The organism is Spirosoma flavus (assembly GCF_054778555.1).
Window position 1 is genome coordinate 1 of the sequence record NZ_BAAGZL010000001.1, and the last position, 23,294, is coordinate 23,294.

The 23,294-nt window shown below is 42.6% G+C and carries 16 protein-coding genes; 3 read left to right on the forward strand and 13 right to left on the reverse strand.

Going from position 1 to position 23,294, the window contains the following annotated elements:
• Window positions 1-247 precede the first annotated feature (247 nt).
• A complete protein-coding gene (gene pruA / locus ACYVF1_RS00005) occupies window positions 248-1,888 on the reverse strand; it encodes an L-glutamate gamma-semialdehyde dehydrogenase (RefSeq protein WP_461074326.1) in 1,641 nt (546 codons plus the stop codon).
• Window positions 1,889-2,072: 184 nt separating this feature from the next.
• Between pruA and thrC the strand changes: the two genes are divergently transcribed.
• Window positions 2,073-3,383 carry a threonine synthase gene (gene thrC, locus ACYVF1_RS00010; RefSeq protein ID WP_461074328.1) on the forward strand — a complete coding sequence of 437 codons (1,311 nt, stop codon included), beginning with the start codon at window positions 2,073-2,075 and terminating at the stop codon, window positions 3,381-3,383.
• 86 nt (window positions 3,384-3,469) lie between these two features.
• Here the strand turns inward: thrC and ACYVF1_RS00015 are convergent, their stop codons facing one another.
• The 5 genes from ACYVF1_RS00015 to ACYVF1_RS00035 all read right to left on the reverse strand — a co-directional run bounded on the left by ACYVF1_RS00015 (window position 3,470) and on the right by ACYVF1_RS00035 (window position 12,392).
• Window positions 3,470-5,278 carry a tetratricopeptide repeat protein gene (locus ACYVF1_RS00015; protein WP_461074330.1) on the reverse strand — a complete coding sequence of 603 codons (1,809 nt, stop codon included), beginning with the start codon at window positions 5,276-5,278 and terminating at the stop codon, window positions 3,470-3,472.
• Between the two features lie 488 nt (window positions 5,279-5,766).
• Entirely contained in the window at window positions 5,767-6,648 is an 882-nt protein-coding gene (locus tag ACYVF1_RS00020; RefSeq protein WP_461074332.1) for a class I SAM-dependent methyltransferase, read from the reverse strand.
• 72 nt (window positions 6,649-6,720) lie between these two features.
• Window positions 6,721-8,580 (reverse strand): tRNA uridine-5-carboxymethylaminomethyl(34) synthesis enzyme MnmG, encoded by a 1,860-nt coding sequence (gene mnmG / locus ACYVF1_RS00025; RefSeq protein ID WP_461074334.1) that lies wholly within the window; start codon window positions 8,578-8,580, stop codon window positions 6,721-6,723.
• Window positions 8,581-8,725: 145 nt separating this feature from the next.
• Window positions 8,726-12,028, reverse strand: coding sequence for a DUF4175 family protein (locus ACYVF1_RS00030; RefSeq protein ID WP_461074336.1), 3,303 nt, complete (start codon window positions 12,026-12,028; stop codon window positions 8,726-8,728).
• A gap of 19 nt (window positions 12,029-12,047) precedes the next feature.
• Entirely contained in the window at window positions 12,048-12,392 is a 345-nt protein-coding gene (locus ACYVF1_RS00035) for a hypothetical protein (protein ID WP_461077765.1), read from the reverse strand.
• Window positions 12,393-12,459: 67 nt separating this feature from the next.
• Between ACYVF1_RS00035 and ACYVF1_RS00040 the strand changes: the two genes are divergently transcribed.
• Window positions 12,460-13,167 (forward strand): ComF family protein, encoded by a 708-nt coding sequence (locus ACYVF1_RS00040; protein ID WP_461074338.1) that lies wholly within the window; start codon window positions 12,460-12,462, stop codon window positions 13,165-13,167.
• Between the two features lie 74 nt (window positions 13,168-13,241).
• Here ACYVF1_RS00040 and ACYVF1_RS00045 read toward each other — a convergent pair whose 3' ends face one another.
• The 7 genes from ACYVF1_RS00045 to pdhA form a co-directional block, all read right to left on the reverse strand.
• Entirely contained in the window at window positions 13,242-14,507 is a 1,266-nt protein-coding gene (locus tag ACYVF1_RS00045; RefSeq protein WP_461074340.1) for an SUMF1/EgtB/PvdO family nonheme iron enzyme, read from the reverse strand.
• Window positions 14,508-14,622: 115 nt separating this feature from the next.
• Entirely contained in the window at window positions 14,623-17,976 is a 3,354-nt protein-coding gene (mfd, locus tag ACYVF1_RS00050) for a transcription-repair coupling factor (protein ID WP_461074342.1), read from the reverse strand.
• Between the two features lie 171 nt (window positions 17,977-18,147).
• Window positions 18,148-18,591: a barstar family protein gene (locus ACYVF1_RS00055; protein WP_461074344.1), complete on the reverse strand. Its 444-nt coding sequence runs from the start codon at window positions 18,589-18,591 to the stop codon at window positions 18,148-18,150.
• A gap of 192 nt (window positions 18,592-18,783) precedes the next feature.
• Entirely contained in the window at window positions 18,784-19,080 is a 297-nt protein-coding gene (locus tag ACYVF1_RS00060) for a muconolactone Delta-isomerase family protein (protein ID WP_461074346.1), read from the reverse strand.
• 27 nt (window positions 19,081-19,107) lie between these two features.
• Complete coding sequence (locus ACYVF1_RS00065) at window positions 19,108-19,740, reverse strand: alpha/beta hydrolase (RefSeq protein ID WP_461074348.1); 633 nt, start codon at window positions 19,738-19,740, stop codon at window positions 19,108-19,110.
• Between the two features lie 86 nt (window positions 19,741-19,826).
• On the reverse strand, window positions 19,827-20,765 hold the full coding sequence (locus ACYVF1_RS00070; RefSeq protein ID WP_461074350.1) for a ring-cleaving dioxygenase: 939 nt from the start codon (window positions 20,763-20,765) through the stop codon (window positions 19,827-19,829).
• Window positions 20,766-20,913: 148 nt separating this feature from the next.
• On the reverse strand, window positions 20,914-21,972 hold the full coding sequence (gene pdhA, locus ACYVF1_RS00075) for a pyruvate dehydrogenase (acetyl-transferring) E1 component subunit alpha (RefSeq protein WP_461074352.1): 1,059 nt from the start codon (window positions 21,970-21,972) through the stop codon (window positions 20,914-20,916).
• A gap of 204 nt (window positions 21,973-22,176) precedes the next feature.
• On the opposite strand from pdhA, the gene recF reads away from it, so the two are divergent.
• Window positions 22,177-23,292, forward strand: a complete 1,116-nt coding sequence (gene recF / locus ACYVF1_RS00080) for a DNA replication/repair protein RecF (RefSeq protein ID WP_461074354.1) — start codon at window positions 22,177-22,179, stop codon at window positions 23,290-23,292.
• Window positions 23,293-23,294: the final 2 nt, after the last annotated feature.

Here is a 23,294-nt window from a genome sequence, read left to right on the forward strand (position 1 = left end):
TGTATTAGGCCTGCCGCTAGCGTTCATCCTGAGCCAGGATCAAACTCTCCATCGTAAATAATTGTGTATCCGGATAAATCCAAATACTGTGTTTTTAGCCTTATTAGTGCTACCTGTAGATGTCAATACGTCAAAGAACGGTCTCTCTTTCGAGATGGCGACCAACCATTGTTGGCCTTCCCCATTGTTTTGGGACTGCAAAGGTAGGGGTATTTTTGGCCTTTCGCAAGCCCTCTCCAAAACTTTTTTAAGATTTTTTTTCCGCTTCCAAAAATGGATACCCGTATTGTTTCGGCGGAACAAATGTTTCTTTAATTGTTCTGGCTGAAACCCAGCGGTATAGGTTCAGAGCTGAACCAGCTTTATCATTTGTTCCCGAAGCACGAGCCCCTCCAAACGGTTGTTGACCAACTACTGCTCCTGTCGGTTTATCATTAATATAAAAATTTCCGGCAGCATTTTGTAGCTTTTTCGCAACCAGTTCAATTACGTAACGATCTTTTGCGAAGACGGAACCTGTTAATGCATACGGCGACGTAGTGTTTACTGTTTCTATGATTTTCTCAAATTCTTCCGGCTCGTACACATATATAGACAGTACTGGCCCAAAAATTTCCTCACACATTGTTCGGTAATGAGCTCTATCTACCAAAAATACGGTTGGTTCGATAAAATAGCCTTTTGAACTATCATGATTTCCACCAGCAATAATTTTGACTTCACTGCTACTTTTCGCTTCATCAATATAGGCAGCTATCTTTTTAAATGCTCTCTCATCTATAACAGCATTTATGAAGTTGGTGAAATCCTCAGTACCACCCATTTTTAGTTCACTTAGAAACTGTTTGACCTTTGCTTCAATAGCTGGCCAGATGTTTGACGGTAGGTATGCACGAGAGGCCGCAGAACATTTTTGACCTTGAAATTCAAAAGCGCCCCGCACCAATCCAACTGCGACTTCGTCAACATCTGCCGATTCATGTACTAAGACAAAGTCTTTTCCACCAGTTTCACCAACGATACGTGGATAACTTTTGTATTTGTGGATATTTGCTCCAATCGTAGCCCAAATTTGCTGAAAAACGCCTGTACTTCCAGTAAAATGGATACCAGCAAAATCTGGATGGCTAAAAATCACATCCCCTGCTACCGGCCCATCCACATAAATTAAGTTTATGACTCCATTAGGAAGGCCTGCTTCCTGAAGCACTTCCATAATTACCTTGGCAGCTAACACTTGTGTATAAGCTGGCTTCCATACCACTGTATTTCCCATTAGGGCTGCAGATGTTGGAAGATTGCCCGCTATAGCCGTAAAATTGAACGGAGTCAGCGCAAATACAAATCCCTCCAGCGGACGATATTCTGTCCGATTCCAAACGCCTGGCGACGAATTTGGTTGCTGTCGATAAATCTCATCTGCGTAATACACATTGAAACGCAGGAAATCTATTAATTCGCAAGCCGAATCAATTTCTGCCTGATACACATTTTTTGATTGTCCTAGCATCGTAGCAGCATTGATACGTGCCCGATATGGTCCAGCAATTAGATCTGCAGCTTTTAGAAAGATACCTGCTCTGTGTTCCCAAGACAAATTTGCCCAATTTGCTTTAGCGGATAAGGCCGCTTCAATTGCCTGTTTTACATGTTCAGATTCACCTTCATAAAAGTATCCCAGCGTGTGTTGATGATCATGTGGCGGAGCTACACGCAATTTTTTATCGGTACGTACCTCCTGTCCACCTATGTACATGGGAATATCGGTTTCCTGATTCCGAAAATCAGTCAGTGCTTTTTTAACTGCTTCACGTTCGGGAGAACCTGGACGGTACTCTTTAACCGGTTCATTTACTGGAGTTGGTACGTTGAATATTCCGAATGACATAATTGTATCTGTGATTTGTCTCGCCTAACGTTTAGTACGTAGGTTATGAAGTGTTTGATTTTACAAATTTACGGATTGCCCTACTTATCCACTAATCTGGATTAGTTTTCCACATTTCATTTATCATCTTCCTTTTCATTGGCTTGATTTACCGTACTTTGTGGTATTATCCAGATTTAAGCATATGCGTTTTTATAGTACAAATAATCCACAGGAAACTGTAACAACTGAAGAAGCCCTTTTTCATAGTATGCCTGCGGACAAAGGCTTGTATATGCCTATTCCTTTGCCTCATTTAGGCTCTTCTTTTTTTGAACGTATCGCTGGTAGTTCGCTGGCAGATATTGGTTATGCAATCAGTAAAGAGCTGTTCGGCTCTGAAATTAATTCTGCTGATTTAGAAGAGCTTACTCATAATGCTTTTTCGTTCGATACGCCTGTAGTTGACCTGGAACCAGGAAATATTGGGGTTTTGGAGTTGTTTCATGGTCCCTCGTTAGCTTTTAAGGACGTAGGAGCTCGCTATATGGCAGCATTGATGTCTCACTTTTCGAGACGTAACGATAAGGAGGTAAATATTCTGGTTGCTACGTCAGGTGATACAGGTGGAGCGGTTGCGATGGGATTTCATAACGTACCGGGCATTCGAGTTTCAATCCTATATCCTAGTGGACGTGTAAGCGATTTGCAGGAAAAACAATTGACTACGTTAGGTGGGAATGTACAGGCATTTGAAGTTGAAGGTTCGTTCGACGATTGCCAGGCTATTGTTAAACAAGCTTTCGTAGATGCTGAACTAAATGCCCAGTTATCGCTATCTTCCGCAAACTCAATTAATATTTTTCGTCTGATTCCTCAAGGTTTTTACTACGTTCGAGCTTACGGTCAAGTTAGAGAATATGGTAAGCCAGTTGTTTTTTCCGTACCAAGTGGAAATTTTGGTAATCTAAGCGCCGGAGTAATGGTACAGCAGATGGGTTTACCTGTCCACCATTTTATCGCTTCTACGAATATTAACCACATTGTTCCAACTTACCTTGAAAGTGGGGTTTTTTCTCCAGAAACTTCTGTTGCCACTATTTCAAATGCTATGGATGTAGGCAATCCAAGCAATTTTGTGCGGCTGAAGCATTTATATGGTGATAATTTTCATCAAATCAGCAAGAACGTATCAGGCTACTTTTATGATGATGAAGAAACCAGAGCAGGTATGAGACGTATCGACGCACTCTATGATTACGTCGCTTGTCCACACACGGCTATCGGAATCATGGGTTTGCAAGCTTATCTGCAAGCTTCTGAACGAGATGTAGTGGGTATAGCTTTATCTACTGCACATCCATCTAAATTCAAACCACTCGTCGAATCAGTTCTTGAGAAGTCAATTGATGTACCTGAACGGCTTGCTATTTTAGCACAACGTAGCAAACAAAGTATTCAAATACCAGCTAATTATGAGGCCTTTAAGGAATCTCTTTTGCAGACCGCATCCTAACCTTAAATAGGCTTATCCACAAAGTTACCCACATAAAAAGGGCCAATTCACGTGAATTGGCCCTTTTTATGTGGATAAATGAGCAGTTAATTCACAGTGTCTCCACGTAATATTCTAAAACGTTTTCTGGCTTCTGCCCCGTAAATGCTGCCCGGATATTGCGTTAGCACTTTTTGATAGGCCTCCATAGCTGCCTGCTTATCTTTCAAACGCTCTTCATAAATCTTTCCCTGCGTAAACATGGCGTCATCTCCTAAGATGTCGTAGGGATAGGTAGCTACTATTTTCTTCAAATCCTCAAGTGCTTCGTTATTCTTCCCTTGCTTCATGAATGTATTTGCCCGAAGCCATAATACTTCATCAACAATTGTGTGGTCAGCGTACTTCTTTAACATGCCGTTGAGCGCTTCAACTGCTTCCTCCGTTTTATTTTGGAAAAGCAATAAGTCAATTGACGCGTATTCTCGCATAGCGGCTTCGGTACTATCCATGCCCGTATTATCGACAATCAGTAAGCTCAATTGCTCAGCATCATTAGCGATTTCGCGGGACGTAGCAAGTTTTAATACGTCTAGTAGATCTTTCGCTACGGCAAAACTGCCCTTGTAATAATGTAGTTTGGCATTCTTTAATTTGGCTTCATAGCCCAACAATTCTTCTTTCTGCGATTTTTCTACCTGCGAATAGAGGAGGGTAGATTCCCAAGGCTCTCCTTTGAGCAGGTATATATCTCCTTTGTCTAGCTTGCAGCGATCAACGAAATTCTTATCTGTTTTCCCTAAATCAATTGCCAGATCAAGTACCGTTAACGCCGTGTCTTTACTGTCGAGGTAATTTCCATACAAATTGGCCGTGCTACGTAGTGCTTCCAGCGTTTTAACGTTTGTCCCTATTTCCTGCAACATTCGTTGATAATCGCTGATGAGTTTACGAATTTCTCCTTTATCAACTGGATACGTGTTTTTTACCTGCTCTTCACGGGCGTTGATAACTAACCTACGAGCAAATGCGTACAGTTGACCTTGTGGATAAGTAACTGTTACGTACTCAAATGCTTCTGCGGCCACTTTATATTCTTTGTTGTTCATGGCCAGCATGCCCAATTCATACACCCGGCTGCCGTTTAATTTCAACCGTTTATCTGTTGCTTTTTCCTGTAGCAGTGCCCGACTAAACTTCTGTTTCTGAACGAAATACCAGATCAGGAGTTCATTGTAGGCTAACTCGTTTGGTTCCTGCTGAATACGCGTATATAGCGCTTTTTCCACAAGTGGTTCATCCTTAGTGTTGATAAACCCTTGTAAAGCCGCTAACACTGTTTCTTTCTTTTCAGCTTGCTTACTGGTTGTAATAATTTCTTCAATAGTCTTTTCCGTTTGCTCAGTAGCCCGATAAAGGCCCATTAAATCCTCGCTGTAAGCCGTTGGATCTTTTCCGAGCTCTCGTGCCGATTCAAGCGCGCGAATCGCCCAGCGCGTCTCTCCGGCCTCTTTAAAGGCTGTTGCAATCTTTTCCAGCTTTGCTACTGTTGCTTTGCTCGATTGAATAGCTGCTGTGTATTGAGTCTTTGCCAACGTAGTGTCCCCTTGCTGCGTTGCCGTCTGCCCTATCAGCAGTTCATAATAGGCACGGTTTGGTTCATCACTACGTTGTTGCTTACGCAAAAATTTATTTGCGTCTTCAGCTTTGTTGCTTTTTTGAAGGCTGTACACGTAGCGTGATAACCGAGTCCACGTTACCTCAGTCTTTAACAACTTTGCGTACTCGTTTGCGGCTTTTTCAAATTCGCCGGCTTTGTAGTATTCCTCGGCCAGCGTCGCCCCTGCCTGACCCCATGCCATTCCGACTGACAACAGCCACAACAACGTAACAATGACTTTTGACCTTATTAACATTTTATAAATTTTCTTTTTAAAAAGAACGTTATTATAACCATTAGCTGTGTGGAAATGTGAACAAATAAGTTGTCCACTTCTACTAACCACTGCTGTGGATAAATTCTTAAACTTATCCACCCACTGAAGTTAGCTTATCCACTCGTAATATATTCACTTTTAAGATAATAACATTTTATCCACAAATTGTGTGGTTATCTTTTGTGGATTTGTGTATAAAATCTATACACATTTTTTGTTGGGGAAAATCTGTGGAATTTGATTTGATATGTGGCTGTTTCTCCACAGAAACTTGAACATGAAAAGCCCTTGTGGATTACTTGATCACTATTCCACAGTAACTCAATAGCTTGTAAACATGTTTTCCACGAGCATAGTATATTTATGCACATAGTTATTCACAAGAAAATTTCACTTTTTTAATTTAGAATAGACCTGTTTTCCTGAAGTCCAAGCTATAGAGGCTTTCAGGAAAAGTGTCACAATTATTATGCCTTTTTGAAGAGATAGATCTGGCTTGAGGAATTTCCTGTTTTGTTAGCTTCGGAATTAGAAGTAAGCCCTACTCGTATGCTTTTTAAATAATCTGTTTTGCCACCCTGATATCGGGTACTCAATAGGCCGATGTAAAATGCATCGAAAACCATTGGCTTTTTATATACTAGTTTAAAGCCGTGCTTCTCAAATAAACGAGAAATCGTTTTTGGCGTAAAGTGATGTAAATGTCGAGGAACGTCATATGCTGCCCAATACTGCTTGAAATATTGGGCATCGTAAGAATCAGAATTAGGTACGGCAATAAGTAACGTACCATTTTGACTTAACAATTGGTGAAGCTGAGGAATCGTTACGTTCAGATCAGCAATGTGTTCGAGTACGTGCCATAACGTAATTATATCGAACGGCTTTGAACCGACTATCGCACTTAAATTCGATTGAATTTCGGCTTCTAATTTTTTACTGGATATTTTCCTAGCATCTGGATCAGGTTCCATACCCATGACTTTCCAGCCATTATTCCGGCAACTTTCTAAAAAAGCCCCCGTGCCACATCCTACGTCAAGTATAGCTCCCTGTGTTCCGTTTAGCTTATTAATCAGGTTAACTTTCGAACGTAGCGTATATGACCTAACCATTCTATATACAGTATTTATTATTCCCCGACTTTCATCATTGTGGGAAACGTACTGGTCTGACTTATAATAAGCGCTTATAGAATTTCCATCTGGACGAGGATTGGTCAGCCGGAAACCGCAATGGCTGCATTCCTTAATCGAAAATTCCTGATTACTTACAAGGTAGTCTTTACAAACTAAATATGGTTTGAAGGTCGTATTTTCACAGACCGGGCACTGATTTACGGTTTCCAAAATCTCGAATTGTGATTAGTGAAGACAGATACCTGCGATTAATAAAATAGTTAATCGCAAGGATTTTTGTTGTTAACGGCCCATGTAAACAAGTAAGATCGAAACATCTGATGGGCTCACACCGCTGATACGTGAAGCCTGACCAATAGTTGATGGACGCAAGCGTTTCAATTTTTCTTTCCCTTCATACGACAGTGCCTTTAGTCGGTCATAGTCAAAACTTGGGTTAATGGACAGGTTTTCCCATTTATCCAATTTCTCTGCGTTTTGCTTTTCCCGATTCAGGTAGTCCTCGTATTTAATTTCGATGACGGTTTGTTCAATGACCTCCTCCCCTACTGTTGGCAAATCTGGCACTAGTTTAAGAAGTCCGTTTACATCCCCGTGTTCAACTTCTGGTCTTTTCAGTAATGTATATAAGCTGCTTTTTTCACGTAGTGGAGAGCTACCCTTCTCTGCCAGCCAATCGTTAATATCTTCCGGTTTTACTTTGGTTGATCGAATGGCTTCAGTCAATTTGGCTAATCCGTCACGTTTGGTAGTCATGGCATCATGGCGTTCTTGCGAAGCTAGACCTACAGCAAAGCCTTTTTCGGTTAACCGTAAATCGGCATTATCCTGACGTAGTAACGTGCGATATTCTGCTCTTGACGTAAACATACGATAGGGTTCCTCAGTACCTTTTGTTATGAGGTCATCAATTAATACCCCTATATAAGCTTCAGATCGTTTGACTGTAAATTCATCCTCATCATGCGCTCGTCGATGGGCGTTAATACCAGCAATCAATCCCTGACATGCCGCTTCTTCATAACCCGTAGTTCCGTTTATTTGACCTGCGAAAAACAAGTGATTCACTAATTGGGTCTCAAGAGTCGGTTTTAATTGGGTAGGTGGAAAGAAATCATATTCTACTGCATAACCCGGTCGGAACATGCGTACGTTCTCAAAACCGGGAATTTTACGTAGCGCATTATACTGAACTGTTTCAGGTAACGAGGTTGAAAAGCCATTTACGTAAACTTCTACCGTGTCCCATCCTTCTGGTTCAACAAAAATTTGATGGCGGTCTTTATCAGCAAAGCGGTTTATTTTATCCTCAACTGATGGACAGTATCGTGGACCTAAGCCCTTGATACGTCCTGTAAACATTGGTGATTTATCAAACCCTGTTTTGAGTTCATCGTGTACTGCTTGGTTCGTGTATGTGATCCAGCAACTACGTTGTTTTGTCAATATTGGTGTGTCTATGTAAGAGAATTTACTTGGTTTTTCGTCCCCAAGTTGTTCTTCCATTACGTCGTAATTTAAACTCCGGCCATCAACACGTGGCGGTGTACCGGTTTTCATACGTCCAGATTCAAAGCCTAATTGCATTAACTGTTCAGTCAATCCAGTTGCAGCACGTTCGGCGGTACGTCCTCCTCCAAAGACTTTTTCGCCAATGAACATCTGGCCATTTAGGAACGTACCGTTGGTAAGAACAACAGATTTCGCTGTAAATTCTACACCCAGATTTGTTTTTACGCCTGCTACGTTTCCATCTTTTACTATGATTTCCTGAACCGTATCCTGCCAGAAATCGATGTTGTGATTTTCTTCTAAAGCTTTACGCCATTCCCAGGCAAACAAATTTCGATCGCTTTGGCATCTAGGACTCCACATTGCAGGACCTTTTGAACGATTCAGCATTCGAAACTGAATCATGCTTTTGTCGCTAATTATGCCCGACATCCCACCTAGTGCGTCTACTTCGCGAACTATTTGACCTTTGGCTACGCCACCCATAGCCGGATTACATGACATTTGTGCAATAGTTTGCATGTTCATTGTAATCAACAATACCTGTGAACCCATTGTGGCGGCTGCATGCGCTGCTTCACAACCTGCATGGCCAGCCCCTACTACAATGACGTCGTAAGAAGAATACATTTTGATAACTTTTGCAAAAAGTTTCCACGTGAAACTTTTTGCAAAATTGTTGAAAGTTGAAGAAAATACGAAAACCTAATAAAAACCCAACAAAAAACCGCTGGACTTTGTGCCAAGCCAGCGGTTTTAATAAGCCAATAAAATATTACTTACTCACTTTCTGAAGATACTGATTTGCTTCTTTTTTATAAAACAGATTATAGTTTGGAGTAACAGAACGTAACACTTCAACTTGCTTCGTTTTATTCTGCAAATTTGTAGAATCGAAAAAAGAAGGTGTACTACGCTTCATCGATTTAGCTGTCTCAGCTTGACGCTTTGGATCTTCATCCTGCTGCTTAAGGGCTTTCTCAGATTCCAGCAAACGAGTTAAAATTTCATTTTGCCTATTAATGAGATTCTGATTGACACGTTTATTTACCAAATCAGTTTCAGATTCATCCATTTTCTCCATCAACTCTTTTATCTGTTTCTCTTGTTGTTTACCAGCTTCAGTTCCTTTCGCATTCTCTTCCATCTTCTTCAACATTTGACGGATCATAGCTTGCTCAGCGGCCATTTGAGAAAGCTCCTCGGAAAGTCCCCTACCCGATTTGCCTCCTTTCTGCAATTGCTGCATCTTGCCATTTAGTTGCTGCTGCATCTCACCCATCCCGCCAGGTTTCTCTCCTTTCTTGCCACCCTTCCCTTTACCCGGCATCGCCATTGCATTCATTTGCTGCTGCATATTCTTTAATACGTCACTCAACATAAGCGCTAAGTTGTTAATCGAAGTCATGGCAAATTGCTGCTTTGAGGAAGCCATGCTTAGACGGCGCTCACGCAATTGCTGGGTGCTCTCATCCATATATGATTTCATATTGGTAAGTTCACGGGTAACAAATGACTGAATTTGGACTACCCGGCTAGCCAATGCGTTGAGGCTATCCTCAATAATTTTTGCGTCGTCCTGAAGCTTTAGCTGCTCCTGTGAAAGCTTCGTTACACGGGGATCCTGAAGACTCATGCCCCTGAAATCTTTCATTACACGTTCCTGCCCAAAAGATAGTGTAATGAGGTTATCGAGAATGTTACGTAAGTCATCCATATTCTCCTGCATTTCCTGCATCTCGGCCGACTCCATAGATTCCTTCATCGATTTACTCATCGCCCTCATCGACTTAGCCGACTTTTGCTGCTTAGAAGAGGCCTGTTTTCCCTTATTGCTCTTCATGTCTTTAGTAGCCTCTTCCATTTCTTTCTCAATCTCCTGCTGCTCTTTCTCTGAGTCCTCAGGCTTGTTAAGATCCTCTTTCTCGGCTTCTTTAGCTACTTCTTTTAACTCTTCTTGGGTCTTCTTGAAATCTTCCTGAGACTTCTCCTGTTGCTTTTGCTGATCTTGAGAAGTCTCATTTTTCTTGGCATTTTCATCCGCTTGTTTCTCAAGATTCTCTGCTTGCTTCTCAAGATTTTCGGCAATATTATTTACCTTCTGCTCAAGCTGCATTTGCTTGAAGAGTTTTAGAGCACGGTCTAAGTCACGTTCTAAATTCTTTTCTTTACGGCTCAATTTATTCAATAAATCAGACGCCTTTTCATCTTGCTTCCGCTCCAGCATTTGCTTAAGCTGCTCATAAAGTTGCTTCGATTCTGGGTCGAGCAGTTCATTAAAAAGCTTCTGCAATTGGTCTAACTTATCCTGAACTTGCTGATTTTTGTCAGCAAAACGCTGTTGTGTTTCATTCGTTTTCTGGAACTGCTCCTGAAGTTTTTGGATCTCCTTCAACAGCTCTTCCCGCTTCTGAAGTACTTCCTGCAATTGCTTCTTATCCTGAAAATCGGATGTCTTTTTCGTACGCATCCGCTCTTCCATCTGGTTAAGTTCCTTCTTAATCGCCTGCGTTTTGCTTAACGCATTGTCTATTTGCTCTTGTGTCTTTTCCGCTGATTTATCGATCTGCTCTTGAATTTCAGAGTTTGATGGAACCACAAAATTCAACTGATTCGATCGGCTGGACTTTGGTCCATTCACGCCGTCATTATCCCAGACCTGAACGTAGTACTCAAGCCGATCTTCCTGTCCAAGCTTCAAGCTATCGAGCGACCAGTTGTAAACAAAGTTCTGAGACGTAGTAGAGCGGTTAACCGGAATGTCTGTTACGTAATTAGGAGAAGGCTTTCCATTTCGCAGAATCTTATAATTAAGCTTAAGTTTTGAGAAGCCATAATCATCGGAAATCAATCCGGAAAGAGCGATGTAATTGTACGTAACAGTATCCTGTATCCGGTCAACTGAAATTTGCGGATATCGGTCTGGAATGACCTGTACATTATATTGAATGGTAGATGGTGAAGCAATCTGACCATTCTTTAATGAAACTGTATAAACCGCATTTTGCATCACTCTACGGTTTAAAACAAATGTATTGTTGTCAACTAAACGAGCTGGAGTTGGTCTCGGATCGGTATTAAATCGGAACAAAAGAGAGTCTGTATGATCAGCTGCAAATTCCCAATTAGCTACCGTCCCTTGTGGAACCAACAAGTTACCAACATTTGAAAGCTGCTCTGCTGGTTTGTTCAAATAAGCTGGATATTCGAGCTTTACGTTAAATGATAGGACGGCTGGACGGTCGATTAATATAACCTTATACGTTGGCGAATTAAAGCCAGCTGCCTCCAAGTGAAAGTCTAGATCACGTTGAAGATTATCGAAATTATACGTGAATTTATCACCCGTCTGATCAAGTTTAAAGCGAGTTCCATTTGCCACTACGTATACCGCCTGAGGAATAGCGTCACCCGTTAATTTCACCGAAAGCGGAAAATCTTCATTCCGAAAAGCCTTCATTGACTTGTTCTGAACGATGAACTGAAAAGGCGCTTCTACGACAAATTCTTTATCATAATTCACAATCCGAGTTGACGACTTTGTGAAAAAGCCTGGGTTTAAAATCAGAATCAGCAGGATAATTGCCAAGGGTGGAATGGCATATTTCAGAAACTGACGATTCCGACTTATCTGAATCGCATTCGCAAATCGATTAATAAGCAGCTGCTGTGAACGCTGATTTAAACTCGCTTGTAGTAAATCACTTTGATCAACTGAAATGCGTTGTAGCTGTAACGTATTAAGCAATTTATCCCCAACATCGGGAAATACGGTGCCAATCTGACGAGCAGCTTCATCATTTGATAAAGGCTTATTCAACCCGTACAGACTCATAAGGGGCCGAATAATTAGCATGTATAAACCGGCAAGAATTGTCAGTAAAAAACCAAAGAACAGAATTCCCCGGCCAACTGTATCGAAACGACCTACAAATTCAGCTGTGTTAATAAGCAAATAACCGCTGCCTACCAAGGCTAGAAAAAATAGGCTACCCTTCACTAACTGATTTTGGAAATAACGTCTCTTATACTCGTCGATGCGCTCAAGCAACGTAGTATAGGCGGTTGAGGATTGCATAAAGTTCAGGTTGATTGAGTTAAACGAGTTGAGTTTCGAAATAATGAATTATGTGTTGCTTCAGAAAGCTTTCCTGAGATAACAAATCGCCATGAGGGATTGACCTTACCAACGTCCACTGTGGCCAGCCATCTTTATCATGGCCTTCGAACACATAGTATCCAGACAAGCTTAATACCCTACATACGGCTATGTGCATTAAGTCTTGTTTTGCTTCTTTTGAGAAGCGTTTGGGGCCAGTACCCAGTTCTTGTACGCCGATTAAAAATAATACGGCATTTAAGTCAGCAGGGCGCTTACCAACCAATCTTTCTAATTGATTGAGTAAATCTTCCCAGCTTGCATCTATACTTTTTTCCTCTATCACAGTCTGTTGAATTATTCTTCTCTCTAAATTACAAGGAATTATATGTAATTAACGAACGATTGTAATGTTTCGGTTTATTCAACGTATCACTTCTGATTTTCTTAACCTCCTCTTCCCTACTCCCTGTTTAGGTTGTAATAATTTATTAGGCGATAATGAGAAATTTCTGTGTACATCTTGCCGAATAACTTTACCGGAGACTGGCCAGCATCGCGAACCGTATGACTTAAATCTCCTCAATAAGTTTGCCGGAAAAGCACCGATTCAATTTTTAGCGTCCTACGTTTACTTTACCAAAGGCGGTATTGTTCAAAAGCTAATTCATAGCATTAAATACAAAGGGCAAAAAGAAGCTGCGCAGGAAATTGCAGGCTGGTATGCTCATCAATTAAAATTAGAAAGCGGGCAACTTAACGGTATAGACGTAATAATTGGCGTACCGTTGCATACAAGCAGACTACAGCAGCGAGGCTATAATCAAGCCGATTATATTGCAGAAGGTTTCGGTAAAGCCATGAACGTAGCGATAAGCTCGGATATACTTGTTCGCAATGAATTTAAGCAATCCCAAACCAGTAAAAATCGACTAGAACGTTGGGAAAATGTTAAGTCAGTTTTCTCTGTTGCTAATCCTGAAAAAGTGAAAGGACTCAACGTAGCATTGGTTGATGATGTATTGACCACTGGTGCTACGTTGGAAGCTTGTGCGCTTGAACTAATCAAAGCAGGTTGTAAATCGGTAAGTATTCTAACATTGGCGGTGACCAAATAACTTTTCAATTATGGTACGTTGAAAATCAAAAAGGCCACTCATCGAGCGGCCTTTTTGATTTTCAACGTAGAGTCTTATTTATTACGTCCTACACCAATCATGGCACAACGGAAACCAATCATAGCTGTTGCCGAGTCCTGATCTAAGAAGCGACGTGTTCCAGGAGACAACCAGTAAGCTACATCATTCCAGGAGCCACCTTTGTAAACCCGAAGCTTATCGTCAATTAATGACTGCTTATTCTTAACGTCATAGTTTTTCGAATCATCCATATAACCATTCCGGCGGACAGGATTCAAATCATTAACGTCCTGATAGGAAAGCGGGCGATAAACATCCATAACCCACTCATTTACGTTACCTGCCATATTGTACAAACCAAAGTCATTAGCAGGATACGCATAAATTTCAGCAGTGATAATGGCACCATCGTTAGAACGTCCTGCAATACCAGCATAGTCACCGCGACCCCGTTTGAAGTTGGCTAACATCTGACCCTGTTTGCGGCCTTTCTTGGGGTTACGAACTGATGAACCATCCCAGGGATAAATCCGCTGATTTATTTGATTCTCGTCCATGTATTGCGTTCCTATGAGAGCCTTAGCAGCGTATTCCCACTCAGCCTCTGTCGGAAGCCGGTAATCAGGTAGAATCATGCCACTTTCTAGACTTGGTTTGGCAGGTGTAGCCGCAGTTGCTTCAGCCATTGCAGGTTCTTCAGCTTCTTTCTTCGACTTACGTTTTAGCGAGAAACCTCCTCCTTTTTTCTTTGTGCTGGTACCGCCTTTTGCCATTTCGTTATTGACAGCATTCGACCGCCACACGGCATAGTCATTCGCTTGTACCCATGAAACGCCTACAACTGGATAGTACCGGAAAGCAGGATAACGCAGATACTGTGTTACGTAAGAATCATTGAATGAAAGCGGATTTGCCCAAACTGTTGTATCTGGTAATGCGGCTTTTACAACTTCCTCCGATGAATCTCGTGTAATGGCATTCAGATATTCGAGGTAGTGAACATTGGCCATTTCGGTTTCATCCATGTAAAAAGATTGAATCGAAACGGTACGTTCACGGTTGTCGCGGCTATTCATTACGTCCTCCTCAAGAGCACCCATCGTAAAACGACCACCTTCGATGAATACAAGGTTCGGACCCGCTTTTTGTCCCGCAAATTTCTTTACCTGAAAACCATCTTTTTGGTTGTAAGCAATTCCCGTCGCCGTACTCTTCTTGCCGGGCTGCACACTAGTCGGGTGCTTAGGTTTACAAGCTGCAAGGGCTGCCGTTGCCAACAACACATAAGCCGCTCGTTGCAGGTGATACTTTTGAATCATTGCTTTTTTGTGTAAATACGTAGGTGCAAAATTAGAAAAAAGATGGCAGATGGAGTAGGAAAGACTTCATAATCAAGCCGAATTAGCTCAAATGGTATCTTTCGTCGACCATCTCTTAGTTTGTCATTGCTCCCAAAATTTCGTCCAATTGCTCTACTGAGAACACATTGGTATGCGTAAAAATGGGCCTTCCCTTCGACTCCTTCAGTGAACAATTTGCCGGGTTTCGCTTGATGTAGTCAATTACCTTGCCAAACTGGTCTGATCGGAAGAAGTCGTCGTTCCCGTTAGAAACGAAGTATCCTTTCAGGATATTATTCTTTAAGGTCAGTTTTTCGAGGTATAATTGCTCTGCTTTCCAGCGCACATTAACCATTTTGATCAGATTTTGGACTTCCTCAGGCATTGGCCCAAACCGGTCGATAATTTCTTGCCGAAAAGCTTCTAGTTCAGTAATGTTTTGTAAGCTATCCAAGCGTGTATATAACGCCAACCGTTCCGATATATTGGAGACGTAGCGTTCGGGGATTACAACCTGCAAATCAGTTTCAATTACTGTGTCTGGAAGAGCAAGTTTCAAGTCTCCCGGTTTAGCTTCGAACAAATCTTTGAATTCATTTTCGCGTAACTCCTGAACCGCTTCATCCAGAACTTTGTGATACATCTCAAAACCCAAATCGTTGATAAAGCCACTTTGCTCAGCTCCTAGTAGGTTTCCTGCTCCTCGAATATCAAGATCGCGCATGGCGATTTTGAATCCTTCTCCCAGATCCGAAAAATCCTCAAGCGTTTGAAGTCGTTTACGGGCATCTGCTGTTAGTACTGTCGGTGGTGGCGTAAGAAGATAACAGAAGGCTTTTCGATTAGATCGCCCTACCCTACCCCGCATTTGGTGCAAATCAGACAATCCGAAATAATGAGCGTTGTTTATCAAAATGGTGTTTGCGTTCGGAATATCCAGACCCGATTCAATGATGTTCGTCGAAATCAATACGTCATAATCGCCCTCGATAAATCGGGTCATGATACGTTCCAGACGATCTCCTTCCATCTGACCATGTGCAACACCGATACGTGCTTCTGGTACCAGCCGCATGATTAAATTGCCAATTGATTCAATATCGCTTACACGATTGTGTACAAAGAAAACTTGTCCTCCCCGTCGAATCTCATAACTGACAGCATCCCGAATAATAGTTTCATTATAGGGGTGTACTTCGGTTGTAACGGGCTGCCGGTTCGGTGGAGGTGTTGCGATTACAGATAAATCCCGCGCACCCATAAGCGAGAAGTGTAGTGTCCGTGGAATAGGTGTTGCTGTTAGTGTCAATACATCTACTTCCACCCGCATCTCTTTAAGGCGGTCTTTGGTTTTTACACCAAACTTCTGTTCTTCATCAATTACCAATAAACCTAAATCTTTAAACTTGATGTCTTTGTTGACGATACGATGCGTTCCAATCAATATTCCGATTTCGCCCGACGTAACACCTTTCAAAATCTCTTTAATTTGAGCTGAGGTCCTGAAACGATTGATATACTCGATCTTCACTGGAAAGTCGCTCAGACGCTCGCTAAACGTCTTAAAATGTTGCATGGCCAATATAGTGGTCGGCACCAGCATTGCTACCTGTTTGTTATCAGTGACCGCTTTGAAGGCGGCACGTATCGCCACTTCAGTTTTCCCAAAACCAACATCACCACACACAAGCCTATCCATCGGGTGCGGACGCTCCATGTCGTCCTTTACGTCGTTCGTTGCTTTTGCCTGATCAGGAGTGTCTTCGTATAAGAAAGATGATTCTAACTCTGCCTGAAGAAAGCTATCACGGCTATAAGCATAGCCGGGCGCGGTACGTCGTTTGGCATAAAGTGCGATTAACTCCCGAGCAATGTCTTTTACCTGCTTCCGTATACGAGATTTCTTATTCTCCCACTCCTGCGACCCTAGCTTACTCATCACCGGAGGACCGCCCTCCTTGCCGCTGTATTTTGCGATTTTATGTAAGCTGTGAATACTTACAAGCAAAATGTCATTATCACGATAAATGAGACGTATTGCTTCTTGCTCGTTCCCGGCATGATCAACTTTCTCCAGACCCGCAAAGCGCCCGATTCCATGATCAACATGCGTTACGTAGTCGCCCGGTTGCAGTGTCTTCAGCTCACGAAGTGTCAGCGCTTTCGATTTCGAAAATTTATCCTGAACACGATACTTATAATATCGATCGAAGATTTGGTGATCCGTGAAACAGGCGATTTTTACTGCCTCATCAATAAACCCTTCTCGCAGCCCAATATTCATAGGCTGAAATTTCACGAACGGGTCAAGTTCTTCGAAAATAGTACGTAGTCGGTCGAGTTGTTTGAACGATTCGGCAGCGATCACGTTCGTAAACCCTTTTGCCTGATTTTCCCCTAACGTATCAACGAGCCGCTTGAAATCTCGGTTAAACGAAGGCTGTGGTTTCGATATATACTGTTGTTTTCCTTCGGTTTTAAAATAGAATTTGCGACCGAATTCCACAGTCCGGAATTTCTTCAGGTCATTCAAGAAGGTTCGACGGGTTTCGAATAAATCGCTCGGATCTGAAATCACCTGTATACCGCCACTGCTTGCAAGTATCGAAGCAAAACTTTGTTCCGCTTTTTCGTAACTATTATCAATAATTTCAAGTGTGAATTCAACATCCTTCGCCCAAACTGTTGTGCCCTCTGGCAGGAAATCGAAAAATGGTTCACGGCTTTCCTCAATCAGTTTTGTCTGAATATTGGGAATGATATTAATGAAGTCAACCGGGTCGGTAGAAAGCTGTGATTCTGGATTGAATTTGCGGATACTTTCTACTTCGTCGTCAAACAGATCAATCCGGTATGGAAACTCACTGGCAAACGAGAATACGTCAATTATCCCCCCGCGTACTGAGAACTGGCCGGCTTCATACACGAAGTCCGTCTTCTCAAATTCATACGTCTGGAGCAGTTCTGATACAAAAGTTGTATCCACCTTCTCTCCCACCCGTATGGTCAACGTATTAGCTTGTAACGACCGTTTATTGATAACTTTTTCAGACAGTGCTTCTGGATACGTTACCATCAGCAGTCCCTCCTTAGGTGCCGGATTCAATTTATTCAGGACTTCTGCCCGCATTAATACGTTCGCATTTTCGACCTCCTCATACTGATAAGGTTTTTTATACGACATCGGAAAAAGCAGCACCTCTCGGCTTAACAGATTTTGTAAATCGTTAAAAAAGTAGGCGGCCTCATCACGATCGGTCATAATGAATAAGTGATTTCCGCCAGCTGACTTAAAAATTGTTGAGGCCAGAACGGCATCTAAACTTCCTGATAGTCCTTTGATTTGTAATCGCTGCACTTCGGCTGACTGCTTGCGGGAGAAAGGCTCAGCCAACAATTTTATGAGACTATCGTCGGCGTATAGACCGATCAATTCTTCAGGTTTCAAGTGGAATTCAGGTTGAAATAGTTGACTTACGATTCAGTTACCATACAGAAAAACTACGTTCATTTCTTATGCCCATTCTGAATCTTTTAACACGAAAAGCCGCTGGAAGACTTTTCCGGCGGCACATAAATGTAACAGTGAGTTTGGCAAAATTGTTGCAGTGGAATGCTACTATAAGGCTGCTATTTCGATGTAGTCAATGGCCTCATTTTCGAGGAATTTTCGAATCCGATTACTTTCTTCAAATACAATAATGATTTCTTTTGGATCGAGATTTTCGCCCTCATCAACCCATTTCCAGTCCTCGGCTGTTGCATCTAAAACACTTAGCAGCGCACCCACTTTTGCCGGATCACGTTCTTTACTTATTAGTGAATCTGTATCGGTGAAATATAAGACAATACGTCTGTCTTCCAACCATTGTAAATCGTTAAGAGAAACACTTAATGCGTCGAGGTTAAAACCGAAATCTGGTATCTCTAATACATCAGCAATTTCTTCATAAAATTGACGTAGTGTTATGGTTTTTTTTCCATCAATATGTGCAATAAAATCCTCTGAAAAATGCGCTTCCAATTCACTTTCAGAGTGGCAAATCAGTACGTTTGTTTTCATGAAATTTTTATAAAGACTTAGTGGATGACTTATTGGTGCTATGTTCCACGTGAAACTTGATTATCAGGCACTTAACTACTTATGTAACCTGCAAAAACCTGGTTACATAAGTAGTTTTAGCAAAATACTAAAACTAAAGTCCAATTGTTTCACACAAAAAAGCCCTTATTTAAAAGGGCTTTTTCACTAATATTAGTTCAATGAAAAGAGAGGAATCCTAGCCGCAATCATATTATGAAACATGAGTTCAGTAATCATTGGGGTCATGTATTTTATGAGCGGAAATTCGGCAATATATTCCATCGCTTCTAACTCCGAATCTACTTTGAAAATGCACCAAAGTTTTTGTCGATCAATGGAAAGAGAATAAGATAATAAAACTCCTTTTTCCATCAGTTCTTCTACTTTGAGCCGTTGGGCCGGAATCAGATTTGCAAAGTCTTCATCCATAACAGACGGAAGGTCGAATTCAACCATGTATTGGCTCATAGGCAATTTTGTTAAATACAAAGCCGACTAATGCGAATCGGTTATCAGCAAATTAACAAGGTTTAACTCATCTTCGTTGATGGTGTGCGAAAAATTTGGGTATAACTTGGCCGTTACCTTACCCCCCATGCCACGAAATATGTTTTCCGTTTCTAGAACGCGCTCCTTCGGAACATGAGAATCATTGTCACTACACCCCAAAAAAACAGGCGTATTTTCTAACATTCCATCGTAGTTACGAGACGTACCATCGGGACCGATTAATCCTCCACTCAGCCCAAAAACTCCACCGTATTGAGCCGCGTTACGTGCCACAAATTCGAGCATCAGACAAGCACCTTGCGAAAAACCTAGCCAGTAAATCTGTGGTAATTTAAAATTGAAATCAGACTGCATACGTGCACGCAAACTTGCCATGACTTCAAGGGCAGAAGACAGGTAAGGCTCGTTATCGGAGGTGGGTCGCAGGAAAGAGTACGGATACCAAGTGTTTCCATTTGCTTCCGGAGCAATAAACGCAAAATCTTTATCCTGAACATACTGCGAAAGCGACAAAATATCACGAGCGGAGCCACCTCTTCCATGAACCATAATCATGACTTTTGAGGCCGTTTCAAGTGGTACTCCGGCTGTGATAATATTATTAGGGTTGTGAATCATAATCGTTCGATACGTTAAAAATACTTGCGGTGAGCAACGTAGTACAAACTAATACGTCTGCTCACCGCAAGCCTTTTGAAAATAAATTATTTCAAAACGATTTCCGGAAGCGCGGCTTCGAGTTTAGCCCGCCGAGCTTCATATTGTGGAGGCAATTTCAACGTAGTGCCTAACGTAGCGAGCGGCTCATCCACCGTAAATCCTGGAGGATTTGTCGCCACTTCAAACAGAATTCCGCCCGGCTCACGGAAATAGATACTGTTAAAATAGTTACGGTCCTGAACCGGTGTTACGTGGTAACCAGCCTCCGCTAACTGTTGCTGAATAATCAACTGGGTTTCGTCAGTGTTGGTTGAGAACGCTACGTGGTGTACCGAACCTGCCCCTTGTAGTGCATGCACATCCGTAGGCGAGTGCAAAACATCGACAAAATTTCCGGGGCCACCATTACCAGCTTTGAACCGGAAACGACCTCCCTCCTCACCTACCAGCGTATGTTGCATAATCTCCGTCAAAAGGTTGATCGTCCGATCAGTGCGGAGTTCGTTTAACGTAGCGGTATAAAAACCACGTATGGAAAACTCTGCTGGAATCCGTCCATTGTCCCAACCAGGCCGCAAATCATCGCTTGTAAAGACAAGTTCAATACCCATGCCGTCGTAATCCTCGAAGCGTATGTACGTTTCAGAAAAACGATTTTGAGGGCCTGTATGAGGAATATGAAATTCATGCAAACGGTCCATCCAATAGCTTAAGGAAGCGGTCGGAGCGGAAAATGCCGTGTACGTCAACTGCCCAACACCTTTACGCCCCCGAGGAATACCGCCGTATGGAAAGAAAGTTAGAATCGTTCCGGGGGAGCCGGTTTCGTTACCGTAATATAAATGGTAGACGTCAGGCGCGTCAAAATTCACCGTTTTCTTTACCAAACGAAGTCCCAGAATATCGGTGTAAAAATCAACGTTACGTTGCGTATCGCCCGCCAGAGTTGTTACGTGGTGAAGGCCATTGATCAGGGTTTCCATAATTGCTTAATACGTTAAAAGGTGGTAATGTTTCTGATTGTATTTTAAATACAACGACATTTGATGTATATACATTTAATATTGAATGAAAGTTCAAAAAAATGTCCGGGTTATAAGCCCGGACATAACATAAAGAACAAATTCAGAATTACTCCATTAAGAAAGGATAATCCTGTTGCATATAAACGTCTTTAAACGCTTCTTCTGCTGGGGGATATGGCGACTCTTCAGCAAACCGAACAGACTCATCCACAATGCCTTTTATCTTCTGATCAATGGCCGTAAGCTCATCTTCTGTCGCGAAACCTTTCTCTAAAATCGCAGCTTTAACTTGCTCGATTGGGTCACGCATTTTATACGATTCTACTTCATCCTTAGACCGGTATTTCTGAGGGTCCGACATTGAATGACCACGGTAACGATACGTCCGGAACTCAAGGAAGGTTGGCCCCTCTCCTGCCCGAGCACGTTCGGCGGCCCGGCTAACGGCTTCGTGAACGGCTTCAACGCTCATCGCGTCAACCGGCTCAGAGGGCATATCGTAAGCTTCCGCCAGCGTGTATAAATCCGTTACGTTCGACGTACGCGCAACAGACGTACCCATCGCATAGCCGTTGTTTTCTACCACGAAAATGACCGGTATTTTCCAGAGCATAGCCATGTTAAAAGCTTCGTGCAACGCACCCTGACGGACGGCGCCATCGCCCATGAACGTAATGCAGAGGTTATTAGTCTTGTTGTATTTCTCCGCAAAACCAATACCCGCGCCCATCGGAATTTGTGCACCAACAATGCCGTGGCCACCGACGAAATTAACCGACTTATCGAAGATGTGCATCGAGCCGCCTTTTCCTTTCGAAGAGCCGGTTTGCTTGGCAAACAACTCGGCCATAATTGCTTTGGGGTCAGAACCTAACGCGAGCGGAATACCGTGATCGCGGTAAGCGGTGATCCATTTGTCATCTTTGGTAAGCGCTGTGTAAGAGCCCGATGAGCAGGCTTCCTGGCCAATATACAGGTGACAAAATCCCCGAATTTTCTGCTGACCATAGAGCTGCCCGGCTTTCTCTTCGAACTTGCGCTGCAACTGCATGGATTCGTACCAGTACATATAACGCTCTTTTGGATGCTGCGTTTTTGCAGCCGCCGGAGCCTGACCATTCTGTTTGGATTTACCCGAGGAGGTTTTCTCTTTGACGCTTGCCATGAGGAATCTGTTCGATGAAACTAATAATCACAACCATTTTGCCGTAGCATTGGGTTGCCGAATTTGATATTAACAGTCCGAAAGTACTTCATAACTAGTAACAAACCGACTGTATCTTTGTTGCCTATAATGCCGATGCAACTACGTAGCGACATCAGCGTTTGACTCCCAAAATTACGCAATATCGCGTAACTCAGTACACCTATGTACCTCGAAAAACTGAGCCTGACCAATTTTAAAAATTACGAAGACATCCGGTACGGGTTCGGACAGCAGGTAAACGTTATTGTTGGCCCGAACGGAAGCGGTAAAACCAACCTGCTCGATGCTATTTATTTTCTGGCCTTGAGCAAAAGCGCTTTCCAGACTCAGGATGCGCTGAACATTCTGCACGATGCCGACTATTTTATTATTGACGGCGTATTTGAGGAACAGGTCCCCAGCGGACATCCAAACCGGGTTCAGATTACCATCAGCCTGCAACGTGGTCAGCGAAAAGTGTTAATGGCCGATAAAAAGCCGTACGAACGTATCAGCGAGCATATCGGACGGTTTCCAGTCGTGTTAATTGCTCCGAATGATACCGATCTAGTCCGCGAACACAGCGAAGATCGCCGACACTTTTTTGATGGCGTATTATCACAACTGGATATAAATTATCTGCGCGATTACCTGATGTATCAGCAGGTACTGAAACAACGTAACAGTCTCCTTAAACTTTTCGCAGAACGGAATCAGGTAGATAACGATCTGCTTGATACGTATGACGTACCATTGCTCGAGCTTGGTCAAAAAATTCACAACCGCCGGAAACAGTTTGTCGAAGAATATTTACCCGGTTTTCGAGCGCACTACGCTTACCTGAGCGACTCACGGGAAGAAGTGAACATCGTATATGAATCGGAAGTAGGCAATCCAGACTTTATTGACGAGTTTCGGCATTTTCGTCGTCGCGATACGGTTTTGCAACGTACCACGATGGGCATTCACAAGGATGACTATTCGTTTCTGATCGATAACGGCAGCGGACAATCAGTTCCCCTGAAAAAATTTGGTTCGCAGGGCCAGCAGAAAACGTTCGTAATTGCCTTGAAACTGGCTCAGTTCGATTCACTGGAGGCCGAGAAACGTATCAAGCCCATTCTACTCCTAGACGATATTTTCGATAAGCTGGATGACAGACGTATCGGCAAACTGATTCAGCGCATGGACGAAGGTGCTTTCGGTCAGATTTTCATCACCGACGCCCGCCCCGAACGTACCCGCGAATTGCTCAACGCCGTTCACAGTGATGTTCGTTTCTTTGAGATTGGTACGTAGTA